Below are 17,872 nucleotides of genomic sequence, written 5' to 3'. Positions count from 1 at the left end.
ACAAGGAGCGGATACAGGTGACCGGCTGGTCAGCCAGCCCCACCGGCAACCGCGGACACCCCAGCCGCATCCAACACAGCCGCCCACGGAAACGCGTCGATACGCTCCCCGCCCGTCCCAGGTGGGTGCGGCTCCCACCCGCCAGGGCCGAACAGCACCCGGACGCCCTCGGACCGCAGCGACTCGACCGCAGCCACGAACGGCTTGCGTCCGGCCAACGCCGCGTTGACAAATGGCAGCACCGCGACGGGGACACCGCGCCCGATAGCTTCGGCCGCCGTGCTGAGGGCGTAGGTGTCGCTGATCCCCAGAGCCAGCTTGCAGATCGTGTTGAACGTCGCCGGTGCGACCACGAGCGCGTCGGCCTCCGATAGCGAACGTCGTACCTCTCCTGGCCGGCGATGTTCGCTGATCACGGGATTGCCGGTCAGCGCCTCCAGCTTCGCCACGTCCAGGAAAGCCAACGCGGACGGTGTGGCAGCCACGTCGACGCTCCAACCCCTGTTCAGCGCCAGCTCGACCAACCGATACGCGTCGGGCGCAACACCAGCTCCGCACACTACGGCCGTGAGGATCCGATGATCTCGCTCCGCCACAGGTCTCCCGTCCATCCTGGATGCGCTTCTTCGCCGTACGCTATCGCCGATTCCAGCCGCACCGCATCGTTGATCGAATACACGATCGAGTCGGTGGTATTCGACGGACGCTGATGGCACGCGTAGCCTCAGAGTTGGTCTCACATCCGCCGTGTCAGGGGGTGCCGTGCCACCACGCTCGTCCGGTCGCTTGGACGTCCCGATCGAATTCTGGGAACGTGACGAGGTCAAGAAAGCGTTGGCGGCCCGCGACATCGGGGGACTATTCCGGCTCGTGCGCCAGCACGCTGGCGCAAGCCAAACGACCATCGGCATCGCGGTGGGGATGCCCCAAGGCCAGATCAGCACGATCATGAGCACCGGCCCCCGGCAACGCCGGATCTCCGCCTACGCCGTGCTGGAGCGCATCGCGGATGGTCTGCGGATCCCGGACCACGGCCGCCAGCTCCTGGGCCTCGCAACGCAAACTGTGAAGGGTGGCGACGATCCACAAGATCCGGACCCATGGTCCCTTGCCGCCGCCCTGACGCGGTCTTCGATCGACGCAGCGATCATGGACCGATTTGAGCGCCTGGTGCTGGTGCAAGCCATGCGCTACCCGTCGACACCGCCGACGGTCATGTGGCCGACGATTCGCCAGGAGCTGCAACGAGCCGAGGCGGCCCTGGCCGAGCGACAGACGCTGTCGATTCAACGAAGGCTCGTCAACGTCATCGGAACGCTGTCGGGCATAGCCGGCAACCTGAGTGTCGACCTCGGCCGCCCAGCCCGCGCGCTCGAATACTTCGACGTCAGCTGGGTGGCAGCCGACGAGGCCGCCAACAACGACCTGGCGGCATGGTCGCTGGCGCTCCAGAGCATCGACCCGTTCTTCCGTGGATACGGGGACGAAGCCGCAAGCCTGCTCGACCAAGCAGCCGAGCTGGCGGACTCCGAGTCAAGCGCACGGCGCCGCGCGTGGGTCGCCGCGCTACGAGCTCGGGCGCACGCCGCCGCTGGCAACGCGAGCACCGCGGCTCAAGCACTCGAAAGCGCCTACGCCGCCATCGACCAGGCCGAACCCAAACGCAACGGCACCGACTTCTTCGACCGCGACCGCCTCGACGGCATCGCCGGCACCACGTACTTGTTGATGCGCGACACCGAGCGCGCGACGGCCCTCATCAGCGCCGCCACGGACCGACGCCCGTACGCGGACGCCAAAGGAAGAGCGCTGTTGACCCTCGAACTGGCCGCATGTCACCTCATCGACCAAGAGCCCGACGAGGTGGTCGCACTGATCGGCGAAGCTCTCGACATCGCGGACGGCCAGATCGTGAGACCGATCATGATGCGATCGCGCGAGCTGAGATCACGCATGGGAACCTGGCGAGACACCGCAGCGGTCAAGGCGCTCGACGCGCGCCTGGCCACGCTCCGAGACCTCGACCAGGGAAAGTGAGCACATGCGTTGGTTGGTACGCGGCACCCAGGCGGTCTTCCAGAGTCCTTGGGTCGAGGTATGGCTCGATGATGTCGAGCTGCCCAACGGGCAGCACATCGAGCACTACAACCTTAAGTTCCCACGACCATCAGTGACCGCCGTGGTCGTCGACCAGGACCGGACACTCCTGCTCTGGCGACACCGCCACATCACCGACTCGTGGGGCTGGGAGATCCCCGCCGGCTGGGCCGATCCGGGCGAGGATCTGGCGGAGGCGGCCGCTCGCGAGGTACGCGAGGAGACCGGGTACCAGCCGCGGAGCATCGAGCCGTTGACGACGTACAACGCCCTGAGCGGCATCAGCACGATGCGCTTCAACGCCTTCCTGGCAACCGATGTCGTCCAAACCGGCGAACCAGTGGACAAGTCCGAGTCGAGCCGCGTCGAATGGATGCCCCTCGCGGAGGTGCCAAAGCTTGCCGCCATTGGACAGATCACGGACGGACCTTCTCTAACGGCACTGTCCTACTACCTCGGCATTTACCGTCCGCAGCAGCTCTGATGAACGCCCCTGTGGCCCATCCCATTTAGGACCATCAGCCGACGTACAGTCGATGGTGTCTCCAGTCGGCTGTGAGCGTGTCGGTTGTGGGAGGCTGTGGGCGATGGCGTGAGAACTTCTGTACGTCTTCAAGGCGGCCCGAAACGGGCCGCTCGCGCCGCCGCCTGGGCGCGCGCCCACCGCGCCGCTGGCGCTCTGCGGCGGACACGCCTAACACCCGTCGGCTGGCACGAAGATGCGAACACCCAGGCTGCCAAGACTTCAGCGGTTCCCGGGTGTTGATGTTGATGGACCGGCAGCCGGCCGGGCGCCGGGCCGAGCTGGGCGCGGCGTAGCCGCGGGTTACGGCCGTGGCGCGACTCGCTGCCGGCCGCGGCGGGGCGGGCGGCGCGGAGTGTGCGGGGCCGCCCCTTGAAGCCCAAGGGCGCTACGCGTCGCAAGCGACGGCCGCGAGCGGCCGCCCTTGACCTTGGAGCCTCTGCGACCCCTGAGGCCGGCTAGCGCCGGCAGGCCGGGGCCTGCCCAGGATGCGCGCGCCGCCCGCCCCGCCGCGGCCTCTTGGCGACGTGGCGGGGCGTCAAGCTCTCCTTGACGACGGACCCAGGGGCAGGTCGAATCCTTACCTACTCCAAGGTGTCGCTTGGCAGATGAGACAGGGAGCCACCAATTTCCTTCGATGCCCCTCCGATTGCGATGCCGAACACCCCTCGCCCACCCTGCAACAAGTCGACGACTTCCTCTGGAGAGTGACATTCGTAAACCGCGCGCCCATCAGAAATCAATGTGATGCCTTCAAGGTCGCTAAGGTTACGAGCACGGATGGTGTCGATCGCTGATCGCAGGTTCTCCAGCGAAACGCCTGCGTCAAGAAGCCGCTTGACGACCTTTAGAACAACTAAGTCCACGAATGAATACAGACGCATCTTACCTGAATCAGATACATCGCGAATCGACGGGACCACCAAGCCGGTACGCGCCCAGTAATCGAGCTGCCTGTAGCTGATGCCCACGGCGTGACACGCCGTCACGCCACGATATCCGACAACGCCTGCCACAACACCGGCAAGATCCGAATCGACTGGCAGAACCCGCTTCTCATCAGACTGCGCTGTGGACCGGCTGGCATCGAACGCCCGGATAATGGCACCAGTAGAGGTAAGAGCACCGAAGGCACAGCGCATACCTCGCCACAGGCGCGTCACCGGAACCGCCTCCGCACCTCGCAGGTACTCATGGAGATCCGCTTCCCAGCCCGCCAGGTTATCGTCCCGGATTTCAGGCGGCAGCCTGCGCGAGGCCAGTCGCAAAAGACACTGCGGCGCCCTATCCAGGCGACTACGGATTTCTTCGCTGAGAAGATCGCCGAGGGATGTGGCGATGGCAAGCATCACGATAGCCACGCCGACGCCGACCAGCCAGGTGACAATATTCACGCGACGCCACCCTCAGGCAGAAGCCAACCACTGATTGATGTGGAGGGTGCAACCTCCTGATAGAAGGCCGCCAGGCCCCGGCGCGCACCAACGACGCCACGCTCGCTAAGCCGATACAACCTTCGCGGTGGCCGTCCTTCCTTCGCTGGATCAATATTCTCCATCGTCGCCTCCAGCCAACCCGCTGCGAGAAGGCGTGCCAATAAGGGATACATCTTCCCGCTCGGGAAGCCTGTCAGCCGCATGAGTTCGTAGCCGTGCCGCGAAGCTCCGACGTCATCGACGAAGACGCGCAGCACGGCCGCAACGGCGCGTGTGATTCGGACTTCCTCCATGAGTAACAATCTTACATAGGGGATCCCGTGGGATCCACGACACGCCGAGGCACGGCGACCGATCCGATTTGCTGGGCCGTCTTGGGGCCGCCCCGGGCTGCCGTCGGGCCGGCAGATGCCGACCAACGTTGACCACCAACGACCATCGATGCCAGGAGAATTGCCAGGTCAGCGGCCCACCGCCGAACGCGAGTAGGACTGCGACGGACGAGTCGGCCTGTACGCCGGACTCTGCCGGGTAAGTTTGCGGCGACCGTCCACGATTGGACCGTGGAAGCCATCTCAGGGCTCCTCGGAGCCGTCATTGGCGGCATCCTTGTCGTGCTCGGTGAGGTTGTGCGTCGCCGAGCAGACTCGCGGCACGTCGACGTGGAACGGCTCACGGAGGCCGCGACTGTATTCGTAGCGCAGTACGGACGCTTGGTCGGCCAGCTTAGAGACGCGCACGAGCGAGCCTTGCCGGCTGGTGACACCTTTGCCGTTCGTCCTGATCGGTACGAAGTGACGTCGCGCTTCTTCATGACACCTGGCTCGCAGGAACTCCGTCCGACGGCAACTCAAGTGATCAAGGCGTACCAGCACTTGGCCAAGCTTCCGAGCGAGAAGCCTGCCACCGATGAAGGATTCAGTCGATACATCGACGCGGAGAAGGCGTTCGCCGCCCAGGTCCGATCGATCGTTCGGCGTGGCTACGTCGCCCGCGGCTAGGTTAGACGGCGACGGCTGCGGCAGGCGCAGTACACCAGAGAAGTACAGCAACGCCAACGACCGGACGAGGCCGGCCCGATCCGACCAAGCTGTCTGATCTCGCATCGGACACCACGCACGTTGCCAGCAGTTCACACCGAAGCGGTTCGGCCGAGGCCCAGTGGCCAGATCGGCGCGACGCCTGTCCGAGGGCTTGAATGCATAGCGCTGTCGACGCCAGCGTCTGCCGATTCGTTCTCTTCTGGATCAAGGCGCCGCGCAAGCGCGGCGCGCCGTACGCGCTCGCGGATCGTCCTGCGGGCGGGCCTCCGGCCCGTCCTCGGCCGCCCGCGGCGCGCCGCAACGCCAGTACGACGCGAACTTCGGCAGGCACACTAGCCTCTGGACGTGACAAGGTTTCCGGGGCTGGAACCGGTGCTGACGACCGGCGGCCCTACAGAACGCGCTCAACGCTTCTTGGCCAGCGCCTTCGACTCCGTAGCCGCGCTGTTTGAGGATCACTACCCTGTCGTGCGTGCTCAACGCGACGCGGCGCGTGGGCGTCTTACCCACATCGAGCAAGACATCTTCAGATCCGCCATCGTGTTCACCGGTGCTGGCCTGGACGCCACGCTCAAGGAGTTGGTCCGGAGTGTCGTGCCGCTCCAAGTCGACCGGTCTGACAAGGCAACGTCGAAATTCCGTGACTTCGTTGCGACGAACCTCGGTGGGTCTCAAGGCGATGCCGTCAAGCGCCTCGCTGACATACTCATAACCCCAAATCCTCGGCAAGCAATCGTCGAGTCCTACGTCAGGCACCTGACGGGATCCAGCCTCCAGTCAGTGCAGCAGGTTCACGACACACTCAGTGCGCTCGGTCTTGGTGAGCGCGCCGCGTTGTATCGCGAGGCGCGTACCCTGCAGGATCTCTTTGAAGCCCGGAATCAGGTTGCACACGAGCTAGACCTTGTCTTTCCTGAGAGACAAGGTGATCGCCATCGCCGTGAGCGGAGGATCACGGCGTCGCGCAATCTCTGCCACGGTGGGCTCAACTTCGCTCAGCGGGTAATCAACGTGGTGGCCGAGGAGCTCCAGCCGACCCCTGGCTAGCGTCACAAGAGAATCTCGCCGGGGCTCCGCCCCGGACCCCGGCCCTTCCTTGGAGATCGGGGGAGGTCGGTCACCCGGCGGGATCTCCTCGGTCGGGCACGGGGACGGCTGCCCGAGAACCTCCGGCGCCGGAGAACCTCGGGCAGGGGCGAGCCTGCCCGACCGAGGAGATCCCGCCCACCACCGCCAGCGCTGCGCGCGGCAAAGCCGCCGCCACGGCAAGCCGCCCCGGACCTACGGCCCGGAGCGGTAATCCGTTGTGGCAGCGGCAATCCGCGCAAGATCCGGCGTGCCATCCACGTGCCAGAAGCCCGTGTCCACAGAGGTCACCGGAGGGCACGAGCGGGCATCACAACCCAGGCATCAGCCAGGCGAAATAGACGAACAATGATGCCGCGACAAAGGCTTCCAAACTGACGGTGCGGGTTCGATTCCCGTCGCCCGCTCCAGTGTCCAAGTAGCTCGACAGCCTGATCGACCGTCGCCGGCCGCAACCGGCCGGTAGGGTGCGTCCGTGCCAGAACGGACGGAGGTCGCGTGGTCTCTGCGGCTTGGTTGAGGCGCCTGGGCGAGGACGGGTTGGCCGAGCTGCTCCGGCGGCGGCCGGAGGCGTTGGCGCTGCCACCGCCGGACCGCCGAAGACCTTCGCGCCATGGCCCGCCATCTGGTGTCAGACCGGTGGGCCGCAAGGCCGAGATACTCGATCAGGTGCTCGACCGGCTCCGTGACCCGGAGCAGGTGCGAGCCGTGGTCGCCGGCGCTCCTGATGACGTACGTGACCTGCTGGCGAAGGCCGCGGCCGGCGGCGAGGTCGAGCCGGATCCCAGGCTCTACAGCTACTACGGCGGCCGGTCACAAAGGCCCCAGGCATGGGCGATCGAACGCGGCCTGCTGATGCGCGGCTCCGGGTGGGACGGCGGGCTGACCATGCCGGCCGAGGTGGCCTTGGCGCTACGTGGACCTGGGTACGCGGCGCCGTTCGAGTCCGTGCCGCCATCCGTCGAGCGGTCGGCGGCCGACCCGGTGGCGACGGCGCGCGCGGCGGCTGCCGCTGGCGCCGGGACGGTGCGTCTGGTCGCCGACCTTCTGGAGGCTGCCGGTAAGAGGCCTGTGCCGACGCTTCGAAGCGGTGGCATCGGCCCGCGCGAGCTGAAGCGGACGGCGAAAACGCTCGGTTATCCCGAGCCGGACATACGGCTCGCGGTATCGATCGCCGCGCAGGCCGGTCTGCTATCGCACGCGGACGAGCAGGTGGCGCCGACGGCAGGCTACGACGGATGGCGGGAGCGCGAGCCGGCGAGCCAACTGTCCACACTGCTGATCGCGTGCCGACGGCTGCGGCCGGTGCGGTCACGCCCGGCGACGTCGACGCCGGCACCGTAGAGCTCCGTGCGGCCGTCATCGCGGCCGCGTCGGAGGTGGAGGCCACCACCATCGACGACCCCCGGGCGCTGGCTGATCTGGTCATCTGGCGGCAGCCACTCGCGTTCGGCGATCCCGCGACCGCACCGGCACGGGCCGTCGCATGCTGGCAGGAAGCCGCCCTGCTCGGCCTGACCGGCGCGGGCGCGGTCACTCCAGCCGCCCGGGCACTGCTCGGCGGTGCGGACGACCTGACCGTGGTACTCGGCGACGTGGGCTCCACCCAGCACGAGGTCCGACTTCAGGCGGATCTCACCGCCGTCGTCGCGGGCAGCCCTGAGGCCGCGTTGAGCGCCTTGCTCGATCTGGCGGCCGAACCCGAAACTCGTGGCGTCGGGCTGCGTCAGCTCGCCCCGACCGTGCTCGCCGCCGCCGTCCCGCTGCACGATGTCCTTGCCGCGCTCCGCGGCGCGGGCTACGCCCCGGTCGCCGAAGGCGAGGACGGTGCACCGATCCTGGAGCGGGCGGTCGACCACCGTGCATCCGCCAGTCCTTCCCGCGCCGTACGCGCCAACAGCCCAGCAAGGCCCCGGACGGCCGCGCCGCGTCGGACAGCCACCCGCGCCGACGCTGCCAGCCTTGCGCGGAAGCTGCTCGCCGCGCCCGACGAGACGCTGACACCGATTACACCGTCGCTCGATGCGGTACGGCGTTCCGCCACCCGTCTCGGCACGAGCGAAGCGCGGATGCTGGCCCACGCGATCGACCACCGCCAACCGGTGACGATTAGCTACGTCAACCGGGACGGCAACCCCAGCAGCCGCACGATCGACAGCCTCCAACTCACCGGTGGATATTTACTAGCGTGGTGCCGGCTCCGCGAAGACGAGCGCTGGTTCAACCTGAAGCGGATTGTCGGCGTCCAACCCGCCGATCTGGTGTGAGTGCGTACCGTTTTTGGAGATATGTCCCGGGTCCGCGTCAGCGGCGGACCGCCGCTCCCGCCGGAGACCGCGGCGGCCGGCGGCTCGCGGAGCGAGCCGAAATCCCCGACCTCCGCTGCCACGCCCGCGCCGCAAGACCAAACCCATCCCCCTCCGCCTGATTACACCTCGTTACCGACGCGGGAAGGGCTTGTCTCGCGGACCCGGCAGTGGAGGTCGGGGATTTCGGCGAGCGCCAGCTCGCCGCCGACCGGAGCGGTGCCCGCGGGAGCATACGGTCCACAGCTGACGCGAACGCGGGCAAATATGCCTTTGAAAGCTCGCGACGAGCATGCCCCTGATCCGACGGGCTCCCTAAACGCGGGTCGGTGCGGCGTGGCAGGCGCAGCCGGCGGCCGCGGGCACCACGCCCGTCGGGGCCTTGCGCTGGACGGCGGCCTCGATGTCGGCGAGCATCCGCCGCCGGGCCGCCGGATCGATGAGGTGGCCGCGCACGAAGACGCTGTCGATGCGGGTGGTGTTGGTGATGTCGCGGAGGGGGTCGGCGTCGAGCAGCACCAGGTCCGCCACCTTGCCGCGCTCGACCGTGCCCTGGTCGCGGCGGCCGAGGCTCCGGGCCGGCTCGAGGGTGGCCGCGCGCAGTGCCTGCGCGGGTGTGAGGCCGGCGAGCACCAGAAGGCGCAGCTCGTCGTGCAGGCTGAAGCCGGGCAGCAGGTAGGCGGTGCCCAGGTCGGTGCCGGTCATCAGCGGCACTCCCGCGCGGGCCAGCTCGCCGGCCAGGCGCAGGCGGCGGGTGAAGAGCTCGCGGCGCTCGGCGCTCTCCCGTGGCGTGCGGCCCTTGAGGTAGATGTTCTCGGTGGCCCACTGCCAGTAGCCGAGGGTGTCCGCGCTGGCGTACCGGAAGCGTGGGTCGTCGTGCGGCACGTCCTCAGGTGTGTCGCAGGTCCAGTGCACCGTGAGCGTGGGCGTGACGTGGGTGCCGTTTCGGGCCAGCCGCTCGAAGACGCGGGCCGCCTTTCCCCGGTCGTAGCCGCGGGCGGCCGCGTACTCGATGGGGTGGAGCTTGGTGAACCACCCCGCGTAGTCGCCGCCGTCGACCCGGATGCGGGCGATCTCGCGGCGCAGCCGCTGCTCGTCGCGGGAGGTGTCGTACCAGAACTCGAAGAGGTGCTCGATGCTGTGCAGGCCGGCGTCGCTGGCCTCGGTGATCTGCACGAAGTCGGGCACGTGTCCGAGGAACGGGATGCCCACCCGGCGCGCCTCGGCGGCGATCGCGTGAAACGACTCGCGGGACAGGCGGGTGTAGGTCTTGACGAAGTCCGCGCCGGCCTCCGCTTGCTGGCGTACGGCGGCGCGTCCCTGGGCGGCGTCCGCCACCGCTATATATGACACGCCGAGGCCCTCCCAGAGCGAGGGCGCGCCGTCGACGATCGCGCTGCCGACCGCCCAGCGCGGGCCGAGGCGGGTGCCGGCCTCGATCTCCCGCCGCCAGCCACGCACCGCGTCGCTGGCCGACATCTGGCGGGTGGTCGTGACGCCGTTCACCACGTACATCTCGGGGTCGGTCGGGTCGATCTCGGTCGCGTGCGTGTGCATGTCCGCCAGGCCCGGGATGAGGAACTTCCCGCGGCCGTCGACCACCCGCGCGCCGTGCGGCACGGGCACGCGGTGGGCGTCGCCGGCGTCCAGGATGTGGCCGCCGCGCACCAGCACGTTCTGGTGGCGTCGCGCCCCGCCGGCCCCGCCGGCCGCGTCGATCACGGTGACCCCCGTCACCGCCGTGATGCCCGTCGGGGTGGCGTTCGCCGCCTCCGCGCGCCGCATACCTACGGCCGCTCCCGCCGCACCCGCCGCCGCTCCAGCCAGCACCGAACGCCGGGAAATCGCGCTTGCCATGATCACTCCCCAAGTTGTCGTCGTCCGTCATCGACAACCCTCGCGGCGGCGCGGCCGCGGGTCAGTAGGGCTGGGAGCCCAGGTCGGGTGGGGAAACCCCTACCTCGGGGTGGGTCACCCGCGTGGCCGCTCTACACTCGACCGAGCCGCTATCGCGTCCGCGTGACGCCGCCCGGCACTCAAGCCTGAAAGATCCATCGAGGAGTACGCCTGTGAAGAGCACCGTCGAGACCCTGAGCCCGACCCGGGTGCGGCTCGCCATCGAGGTGCCGTTCGTCGAGCTCGAGCCGAGCCTCAAGAAGGCGTACCGGGAGATCGCCTCCCAGGTCCAGATCCCCGGCTTCCGGCGCGGCAAGGTGCCGGCGGCGGTGATCGACCAGCGGGTCGGCCGCGCCGCGGTGATCAACGAGGCCATCCAGGAGGCCATTCCGGCCCAGATCCTGGCCGCCGTGCGCGAGCACGACGTGAAGATGCTCGGCCGTCCGGAGCTGGAAAACTTCCCCGAGGTGGAAGACGGCCAGCCGCTGGTCTTCACCGCCGAGATCGACGTGCGGCCGGAGATCACCCTCCCCGACCTCTCCACGATCGAGATCAGCGTCGACGAGCTCCAGATCGCCGACAATGAGATCGACGACCAGGTCAGCGGGCTGCGCGAGCGCTTCGCCACGCTCAAGACGGTCGAGCGGCCGGCCCAGGAGGGCGACTACGTCCAGATCGACCTCGCCGCGACCGTCGACGGCGAGGAGGTGCCGGGTGGCTCCGCCACCAACATCTCCCACGAGGTGGGCAGCAAGCAGCTCCTCCCCGGCCTCGACGAGGTGCTGGTGGGCATGTCGGCCGGCGAGTCGAACACGTTCGTGACCCAGCTCGTGGGCGGCGACTTCGCCGGCCGCGACGCGGACGTCTCGGTGACGGTCCGCACGGTCAAGGAAAAGCAGCTGCCCGAGCTCGACGACGAGTTCGCCCAGCTGGCCAGCGAGTTCGACACGCTCGACGAGCTCCGTAACGACCTGCGCGAGCGGGTCACCCGGGTCAAGAAGGTCGAGCAGCTCTACGCGGCCCGCGACAAGGCGCTCGCCGAGCTGGTCAAGGTCGCCGACGTGCCGGCCCCCGAGGGTGTCGTGCGCGAGGAGGTCGATCACCGCAAGCAGGCGATGACCGACCAGCTGGAGCGGATCGGCGCCTCCCTCGACGAGTACCTGTCCGCGGAGGAGAAGACCGAGGAGCAGATCGACGCCGAGCTGACCGAGGCGGCCACCGAGGGCGTCAAGATCCAGCTGCTGCTCGACACGCTCGCCGACGCCGAGGACGTGCAGGTCTCCGACGACGAGTTCGGCCACGAGATCATGCACCGGGCGCAGCGGGCCGGCGTGCAGCCGCAGCAGTACTACGACCAGCTCGTCCGGTCCGGCACCGCCGGCGCGATCTTCGGCGACGTCCGCCGGGGCAAGGCGCTCGCGCTGGTCATGGAGCGGGTCAAGATCACAGACGCGGCCGGCAACGAGCTGAACATGGACGACCTCCGCGGCGGGAGCGCCGACGAGCACGATCACGACCACGACCACTGACATCTGGTACGGCCGCGGCGGCGCGCCCGTGCGCTGAGAGCGAACGTGGCGGTCGTGGCTCCCGGCAGTGGATAAGGTCGGTCGTACGGAGACAATTGCGAAGGGCTTGCCATGACCGATCAGCATTTTCCTGTGATGCCCACGCGGGCGATCGAGGCCCGCGGCGGCGACGCGCTCAGTGGCAACCTCGACGACACGGTCTACAACCGCCTGCTCAAGGAGCGCATCGTCTTCCTGGGCAGTGAGGTGACCGACAACGTGGCCAACCGCATCTGCGCGCAGCTGCTGCTGCTCGCGGCGGAAGACCCGTCCCGCGACATCTACCTGTACATCAACTCGCCCGGTGGCTCGGTGTACTCCGGCATGGCGATCTACGACACCATGCAGTTCATCGACAACGACGTGCAGACGATCGCGATGGGCATGGCCGCGTCGATGGGCCAGCTGCTGCTGTGCGCCGGCACCTCGGGCAAGCGGTTCGCGCTCCCACACGCGCGGATCATGATGCACCAGCCGTCCGGTGGCATGGGGGGCACCGCCTCCGACATCGCCATCCAGGCGGAGCAGATGCTGTACACGAAGCGGATGTTCCAGGAGCGCGTCGCGTTCCACACCGGGCAGACCCAGGCGCAGATCGAGGCCGACTCCGACCGTGACCGCTGGTTCACGGCTCAGGAGGCCAAGGACTACGGGTTCATCGACCACGTGATCACCGGGGCGACCCAGGTCCCGTCCGGCGCCGGCACGCTGAGCTGAGGAAGACACCATGACTGAACTACAGATCCCGGCGGGCCTTCGCGAGGTCCACAACCGGTACATCATTCCGTCGTTCGTCGAGCGCACGTCGTACGGGGTGAAGGAGTCCAACCCGTACAACAAGATGTTCGAGGACCGGATCATCTTCCTCGGGGTGCAGGTAGACGACGCCTCGGCCAACGACGTGATGGCGCAGCTGCTGACGCTCGAGGGCACCGACCCCGACCGTGACATCACGATGTACATCAACTCGCCCGGTGGCTCGTTCACGGCGATGACGGCGATCTACGACACGATGCAGTACGTGCGTCCCGACATCGTGACGGTGTGCCTCGGGCAGGCGGCCAGCGCGGCCGCGGTGCTGCTGGCGGCCGGCACGCCGGGCAAGCGGATGGCGCTGCCGCACTCGCGGATCATCATCCACCAGCCGGCCACCGAGGGCGGCTACGGGCAGGGCTCGGACATCGAGATCCAGGCCCGGGAGATCATGCGGATGCGCACCCAGCTGGAAGACCTGCTGGCGGTGCACTCACGGCAGCCGGTCGAGAAGGTCCGCAAGGACATCGACCGCGACAAGATCATGACGGCCGAGGAGGCCAAGGAGTACGGCCTGGTGGACACCGTCCTGGCCAGCCGTAAGAAGGGCCTCGTCGCCGCGGCGAGCGCCAGCTGACCCACGCGGGAGTCAGGGGTGTGCCGGTGCTCCTAAACTGGCTAGCCCCTGACACACCCATTTTGGGGGTCGGAATACGCCCAAGCAGCGGGTAACGTCGAGGTGCACAGCGCATGCCCCGGCCCTCCCGGGGCGCGATCGAGGATCCACGAGGCAGGACAGTCCTCAGGCCAGGGCCGGCTTTCCGGCCGATGAGCGCAGGGAGAACGTAGGTGGCACGGATCGGCGACGGCGGCGACCTACTAAAGTGTTCGTTCTGCGGAAAATCGCAGAAGCAGGTCAAAAAGCTCATCGCGGGGCCGGGGGTCTACATCTGCGACGAGTGCATCGACCTGTGCAACGAGATCATCGAGGAAGAGCTGGCCGAGTCGGGCGAGGTCAAGTGGGAAGAGCTTCCCAAGCCCATGGAGATCTGCCAGTTCCTCGACCAGTACGTGGTGGGTCAAGACCAGGCCAAGAAGGCGCTCGCCGTGGCGGTCTACAACCACTACAAGCGCATCCAGGCAGAGGCGGCCGGCGCGCCCGGGTCCAGTGGTGAAGCGGTCGAGTTGGCCAAGTCCAACATCCTGCTCATCGGCCCCACGGGCTGCGGCAAGACCCACCTGGCGCAGACGCTCGCCCGCATGCTCAACGTGCCGTTCGCCATCGCCGACGCGACCGCGCTGACCGAGGCCGGCTACGTCGGCGAGGATGTCGAAAACATCCTGCTCAAGCTCATCCAGGCGGCCGACTACGACATCAAGCGCGCCGAGACCGGCATCATCTACATCGACGAGGTCGACAAGATCGCAAGGAAGAGCGAAAATCCTTCGATCACGCGCGACGTCTCGGGCGAGGGTGTGCAGCAGGCGTTGCTGAAGATCCTGGAGGGCACGGTCGCCAACGTGCCGCCGCAGGGCGGGCGCAAGCACCCCCACCAGGAGTTCATCCAGATCGACACGACCAACGTCCTGTTCATCTGCGGTGGCGCGTTCGCCGGCCTCGACCGGATCATCGAGTCGCGCGTCGGCAAGGGCGGCCTCGGCTTCGGCGCCCACCTGCGGGCCGTCTCCGACCGCTCGACCGACGACATCTTCAGCCAGGTCATGCCGGAAGACATGCTCAAGTTCGGGCTGATTCCGGAGTTCATCGGCCGGCTCCCCGTGATCACCACGGTGCGAAACCTCGACCGTCAGGCGCTCATCAAGATCCTGACCGAGCCGCGCAATGCCTACGTGAAGCAGTACCAGCGCCTCTTCGAGCTCGACGGCGTGGAGCTCGAGTTCGACATCGCCGCGCTCGAGGCGATCGCCGACCAGGCGATGCTCCGCGGCACCGGCGCCCGTGGCCTGCGCGCCATCATGGAGGAGGTCCTCCTCTCCGTGATGTACGAGGTGCCCAGCAACCCCGACGCCGCCCGCGTCCTGATCACCCGCGAGGTGGTCATGGAAAACGTGTACCCGACGATCGTCCCGCGCGAGTTCACCGGGCGCCGCCGTCGCGAGCACCGCGAGGAAAAGACCGCCTAGCCGGTCCTGCGGTCCCACTCGGTGTTGGGCACGATCGCGACCATCATCAGCCGGGTCTCGTCGCTGCCGTCATTGCGGTAGGTGTGGGCGCGGTCGGCCAGAAAGTCGATCGTCTGCCCCGGCTCGACCGTGTGGTCCACCCCGTCCACCGTGAGCGTGAGCGTGCCGCTCAGCACGTGGAGCACCTCGCGGGTGCCGGGCATGTGGTTTTCGGAGGTGTGGCGGTCGCCCGGGGCGAAGCGCCACTCCCAGAGCTCGACGAAGCTCGGGTCGTTCATGCCGCGCAGCAGGCGGCCGAAGCTGCCCTCTTGCCCCTGCCACAGCCGGGGCGCGGTCTCGGCGTCGGAGACGCGCACCGTGCGCTCCTCGGCCGGCTCCAGCAGCCGCGCGATCGTCACGCCGAACGCGTCGGCGATCCGCACCAGCGTCCCCACGCTGGGGTTCGTACGCGCGCCCTCGATCTGCACCACCATGCCCTTGCTGACCCCGGACCGGCCGGCGAGCTCGTCGAGGGACCAGCCGCGCGCGGTGCGCAGCGCGCGGACGTGCCCCGCCACCGCCGCGGTGAGCGCGGCCACAGTCTCGGTCAATGGAGTGTCCTTCACGGTCATTATTGTGATACGACTGCACGGTGACTCCCATTGTGCTCGCCGCGCTGTCCGCCCTGATCTGGGGCACCGCCGACTACTCCGGCGGACGGGCGTCGCAGCGTGCCCACCCACTCGCGGTCGCCGTGATCTCGCAGGCGCTGTGCCTGCCCACGGTCGCGCTCTGCGTGATCCTGCTGCCCGGCACCCCGACCGCGGCTGACCTGGCATGGGGCGCGAGCAGCGGCCTGGCCGGCTTCGTCGGGATCGTGCTGCTCTACCGTGCGCTCGCCGGCGGCGCGATGGCGGTGGTCGCCCCGCTCGCGGCCGTCACCGCGGCGATCGTGCCGATCGGTGTCGGGCTGTTCACCGACAGCGCGCCGGGGATGCTGGCCCTCGGCGGCGCCGGACTCGCGGTCGTCGCCATCGGGCTGGTCAGCCTGACGCCGCCGCAGGCCGGCCGCGCCCCGGTGTCGCCGCGGCTGATCGCGACGTCGCTGGTCGCCGGCGTGTTCTTCGGGCTCTTCTTCGCGCTGCTCGGCCAATCAACCGAAGAGGCGGGGATGTGGCCACTCGCCGCCGGACGGCTCACCTCCGTCGGGGTCGGCGCCGCGATCCTCCTGGGTACCCGCACGGCCGCGCGTCTCTCCCGTCCGGTGCTGGGCTGGGCGGCGGTGGCCGGCACGCTGGAGATCATCGCGAACGCGTTCTACCTCGCCGCGGCCGTCCGCGGGCACCTGAGCATCGTCGCCGCGATCGCCGCGCTCTACCCGGCGAGCACGGTGCTGCTCGCGCTCGCCGTCGACCGCGAGCGGCTGCGGCCGGTGCAGATCGCGGGTCTCGGGCTCGCGGCCACGGCGCTCGTGCTCGCGACCACGTAGCCTGGCGGCATGCGCGTCGCCGTGTGCCAACTCAACGCCCGCGAAGACCGTGCCGCCAACCTCGCCGCCGCCGGCGAGCTGCTGGAGAAGGCCGCCGCGAGCGGCGCCGACCTGGCGATCCTCCCCGAGTACGTCGACTACCTCGGCCCCGGCGCCGGCGCGCCCAAGCCGGAAGGGATCGACGGCGAGTTCGCGGCACACTTCTCGGCCGCGGCGCGTTCGTTGGGGATGTGGGTGCTGGCGGGGTCGTTCCACGAGACAGGCCCGGACGCCGAGCGGACGTACAACACCTCGCTCGTGTTCGACCGCGGCGGTGAGCTGGCCGCCAGCTACCGCAAGATCCACCTGTACGACGTGGAGATCCCCGGCCGGGTGTCCTACCAGGAGTCCCGCACCGTGGCCCCTGGCGCGGAGACGGTGGTCGTCGACGTCGAGGGCGTGCAGGTCGGCCTGTCCATCTGCTACGACCTGCGCTTTCCCGAGCTCTACCGGCGCTTGGCCATGGCCGGCGCGCAGGTGCTGGTGGTGCCGGCCGCGTTCATGATGCACACCGGGCGCGACCACTGGGAGGTCCTGCTGCGGGCGCGGGCGATCGAAAACCAGTGTTACGTGCTGGCGGCTGGGCAGATCGGCGACCACGAGCCGGGGCGCACGTGCTTCGGCCGGAGCATGGTCGTCGACCCGTGGGGCACGGTGGTCGCCCAGGCGCCGGACACGGTTGGCGTCACCGTCGCGGATATCGACCTGTCCCGGCTGGCCACGATCCGTGAGGAGCTGCCCAGCCTGGCAAATCGGCGGCTCTGAGGGGCGGTGCGGCGGTGGCGGCGAGTCAGCTCCAGAGAACGCCGATGACTGTGAGGCCGACCACGACGCCGCCGCTGATCAGCATCATCGTGGTCATGCGGGATGGTCCGCGCATGATGAGGCGGTGCACCGAGCCCACGATCGCGACGAGCACGACGGCACCGATGACGATCTGCCAGAAGGGCAGGAGCAGGCCGAGCAGCGCGTCTTCGGCGAGGACCATGAGCCCAACTCTTCCACGCTCGGCGGGTGATCGCGGACCACGGCGCGGCTCCTGGCGCTCGGGCGCGTCGAGACAGTGACGATAACCGATTTGCGTTCTGCGGATCGCCCGCGTAACTTTCTCTCTGCCCACAGGGGACGGACATAACGGCCGAAACCAGGGCGCGGGCGGTGCGATCGACCGGGCAGCCGGATTTGAGATTGCGAAGCCGACCGGGTAAGGTAGACAAGCCGGCAGGAGCCGGGCGGATGTGGTGCCAAGCACCGATCGGCCGGTCTGCAAGCTTCCCTCGCAAGACCAACTCACCGGGCGACCGGTGTGCCGTGGCGCGGGGACCAATTGGGCGATGCGAAGTTGGGCCAAAGATCCGGCTTGACACCGCGAAGTCGACCAGGTAAGTTAGGCAAGTTGCCCCGAGAGCGGGGCCCCCGAGACGGGGGTTTCGGATCGCGGTGTGTGTTTGTTCTTTGAGAACTCAACAGGGTGTTTGTATAAGCCAGTGCCAAGTTTGGTTTATTTTTCCC

17 protein-coding genes and 1 pseudogene are annotated in these 17,872 nt (G+C 68.3%); 12 read left to right on the top strand and 6 right to left on the bottom strand.

All coding sequences use genetic code 11. The features are described 5' to 3' along the window. Window positions 1–29 precede the first annotated feature (29 nt). A complete protein-coding gene (locus AC5L36_RS27680; protein ID WP_441221479.1) occupies window positions 30–611 on the bottom strand; it encodes a flavoprotein in 582 nt (193 codons plus the stop codon). Window positions 612–786: 175 nt separating this feature from the next. Here AC5L36_RS27680 and AC5L36_RS27675 point away from each other — a divergent pair, with 175 nt between their 5' ends. Together AC5L36_RS27675 and AC5L36_RS27670 are read left to right on the top strand one after the other, a co-directional pair. After that, a complete protein-coding gene (locus tag AC5L36_RS27675) occupies window positions 787–2,037 on the top strand; it encodes an NsdA family TPR-like regulatory protein (protein ID WP_441221477.1) in 1,251 nt (416 codons plus the stop codon). A gap of 4 nt (window positions 2,038–2,041) precedes the next feature. Further along, window positions 2,042–2,581 carry an NUDIX hydrolase gene (locus AC5L36_RS27670; RefSeq protein ID WP_441221475.1) on the top strand — a complete coding sequence of 180 codons (540 nt, stop codon included), beginning with the start codon at window positions 2,042–2,044 and terminating at the stop codon, window positions 2,579–2,581. A gap of 497 nt (window positions 2,582–3,078) precedes the next feature. On the opposite strand, the pseudogene AC5L36_RS27665 reads toward AC5L36_RS27670, so the two are convergent. Continuing rightward, window positions 3,079–3,666, bottom strand: a pseudogene (locus AC5L36_RS27665) (MerR family transcriptional regulator). 344 nt (window positions 3,667–4,010) lie between these two features. Beyond that, window positions 4,011–4,349, bottom strand: a complete 339-nt coding sequence (locus tag AC5L36_RS27660; RefSeq protein WP_441221473.1) for a PadR family transcriptional regulator — start codon at window positions 4,347–4,349, stop codon at window positions 4,011–4,013. Window positions 4,350–4,619: 270 nt separating this feature from the next. Between AC5L36_RS27660 and AC5L36_RS27655 the strand changes: the two genes are divergently transcribed. From AC5L36_RS27655 to AC5L36_RS27640, 4 genes are all read left to right on the top strand, one after another. Next, window positions 4,620–5,057, top strand: a complete 438-nt coding sequence (locus tag AC5L36_RS27655; protein WP_441221471.1) for a hypothetical protein — start codon at window positions 4,620–4,622, stop codon at window positions 5,055–5,057. Window positions 5,058–5,444: 387 nt separating this feature from the next. After that, window positions 5,445–6,146 (top strand): hypothetical protein, encoded by a 702-nt coding sequence (locus AC5L36_RS27650; RefSeq protein WP_441221470.1) that lies wholly within the window; start codon window positions 5,445–5,447, stop codon window positions 6,144–6,146. Window positions 6,147–6,824: 678 nt separating this feature from the next. Continuing rightward, window positions 6,825–7,529 carry a hypothetical protein gene (locus tag AC5L36_RS27645; protein ID WP_441221468.1) on the top strand — a complete coding sequence of 235 codons (705 nt, stop codon included), beginning with the start codon at window positions 6,825–6,827 and terminating at the stop codon, window positions 7,527–7,529. A 35-nt stretch (window positions 7,530–7,564) separates the two neighbouring features. Then, the gene (locus tag AC5L36_RS27640) at window positions 7,565–8,452 is read left to right on the top strand and encodes a helix-turn-helix transcriptional regulator (RefSeq protein ID WP_441221466.1); all 888 of its coding nucleotides are present in this window, start codon (window positions 7,565–7,567) and stop codon (window positions 8,450–8,452) included. Window positions 8,453–8,806: 354 nt separating this feature from the next. On the opposite strand, the gene AC5L36_RS27635 is transcribed toward AC5L36_RS27640, so the two are convergent. Continuing rightward, window positions 8,807–10,348 (bottom strand): amidohydrolase family protein, encoded by a 1,542-nt coding sequence (locus tag AC5L36_RS27635; protein ID WP_441221464.1) that lies wholly within the window; start codon window positions 10,346–10,348, stop codon window positions 8,807–8,809. Between the two features lie 212 nt (window positions 10,349–10,560). Between AC5L36_RS27635 and tig the strand changes: the two genes are divergently transcribed. The 4 genes from tig (at window position 10,561) to clpX (ending at window position 14,853) form a co-directional block, all read left to right on the top strand. Beyond that, window positions 10,561–11,916, top strand: coding sequence for a trigger factor (gene tig / locus AC5L36_RS27630; protein ID WP_441221463.1), 1,356 nt, complete (start codon window positions 10,561–10,563; stop codon window positions 11,914–11,916). Between the two features lie 111 nt (window positions 11,917–12,027). After that, window positions 12,028–12,672: an ATP-dependent Clp protease proteolytic subunit gene (locus AC5L36_RS27625; RefSeq protein WP_441221461.1), complete on the top strand. Its 645-nt coding sequence runs from the start codon at window positions 12,028–12,030 to the stop codon at window positions 12,670–12,672. Window positions 12,673–12,682: 10 nt separating this feature from the next. Further along, window positions 12,683–13,345 carry an ATP-dependent Clp protease proteolytic subunit gene (locus tag AC5L36_RS27620; RefSeq protein ID WP_441221459.1) on the top strand — a complete coding sequence of 221 codons (663 nt, stop codon included), beginning with the start codon at window positions 12,683–12,685 and terminating at the stop codon, window positions 13,343–13,345. A 212-nt stretch (window positions 13,346–13,557) separates the two neighbouring features. Continuing rightward, window positions 13,558–14,853: an ATP-dependent Clp protease ATP-binding subunit ClpX gene (clpX, locus tag AC5L36_RS27615; RefSeq protein WP_441221457.1), complete on the top strand. Its 1,296-nt coding sequence runs from the start codon at window positions 13,558–13,560 to the stop codon at window positions 14,851–14,853. Here the strand turns inward: clpX and AC5L36_RS27610 are convergent. Next, window positions 14,850–15,443, bottom strand: coding sequence for a helix-turn-helix domain-containing protein (locus tag AC5L36_RS27610; RefSeq protein WP_441221455.1), 594 nt, complete (start codon window positions 15,441–15,443; stop codon window positions 14,850–14,852). The genes clpX and AC5L36_RS27610 overlap by 4 nt on opposite strands. Before the next feature lie 41 nt (window positions 15,444–15,484). Between AC5L36_RS27610 and AC5L36_RS27605 the strand changes: the two genes are divergently transcribed. After that, a complete protein-coding gene (locus AC5L36_RS27605; RefSeq protein ID WP_441221453.1) occupies window positions 15,485–16,321 on the top strand; it encodes an EamA family transporter in 837 nt (278 codons plus the stop codon). 9 nt (window positions 16,322–16,330) lie between these two features. After that, complete coding sequence (locus AC5L36_RS27600) at window positions 16,331–17,125, top strand: carbon-nitrogen hydrolase family protein (protein WP_441221451.1); 795 nt, start codon at window positions 16,331–16,333, stop codon at window positions 17,123–17,125. Window positions 17,126–17,150: 25 nt separating this feature from the next. Here the strand turns inward: AC5L36_RS27600 and AC5L36_RS27595 are convergent, their stop codons facing one another. Beyond that, window positions 17,151–17,348 (bottom strand): hypothetical protein, encoded by a 198-nt coding sequence (locus AC5L36_RS27595; protein ID WP_441221449.1) that lies wholly within the window; start codon window positions 17,346–17,348, stop codon window positions 17,151–17,153. Window positions 17,349–17,872: the final 524 nt, after the last annotated feature.

Source organism: Phytohabitans sp. LZ39, assembly GCF_059359075.1.
The sequence above is the reverse complement of the archived record's forward strand: the minus strand, read 5'-3'. Positions and strand labels throughout refer to the sequence as shown.